This window comes from Catellatospora bangladeshensis, from assembly GCF_016862575.1.
Classification (GTDB): domain Bacteria; phylum Actinomycetota; class Actinomycetes; order Mycobacteriales; family Micromonosporaceae; genus Catellatospora; species Catellatospora bangladeshensis.
The window spans coordinates 1-545 of the sequence record NZ_BONF01000114.1; the positions used below are offsets into that span (position 1 = coordinate 1).

Consider the following 545-nt stretch of genomic DNA (forward strand, 5'->3'; position numbering starts at 1 on the left):
AACAGGATCCGGGCGGTGCCCGCGGCGAGGCGGCGGTGGAGTTTGCGGGTGTTCTCGTGCGTGCGGATCGTGCCCAGCCTCGGCAATGTCACGTGCCTGCGGTCGGGCTCGACGCGGATCGTGCCGGTCGTGAACCGGCACGACAACCTCGCCCCACGCTTGGACTTGCGCCGTGGCATGCCCATCCGCCGGCCGGCACGTACACCCTGCTTGGACTTGGTGTAGTTGTCGAACGCCGCTGCCGCGTTGGCCAGCCCGGTGCTGTAGGACTCCTTCGAATTGTCGGCCCACCACCCGGCAAACCGCGGATCGGTGTGCTTGACCACGTTGAACGCCTTACGCAGCGCAGGCAGCGACGACGGCCGCCACGGCGTGAGCTGTTGCTCGGCGATGCCGTAGGACTGCTCGGCCTTGCGCTGCCACCACGTCGCGGTCACCCACGACACCGCCCAGTTGTACGCGGCGCGCGCCGCACCGCAATGCGAACGCAGCGCGGCCTGCTGACCCACATTCGGGTCCAATGCGAACCGGTACGCCTGCACCAC

Annotated in this window: 1 protein-coding gene; it reads right to left on the reverse strand. The window is 68.6% G+C overall.

Annotated elements, in window-relative coordinates; translation table 11 throughout:
- A partial coding sequence (locus tag Cba03nite_RS39480; protein ID WP_203757734.1) for a helix-turn-helix domain-containing protein occupies nt 1-545 on the reverse strand: 545 nt, incomplete at both ends.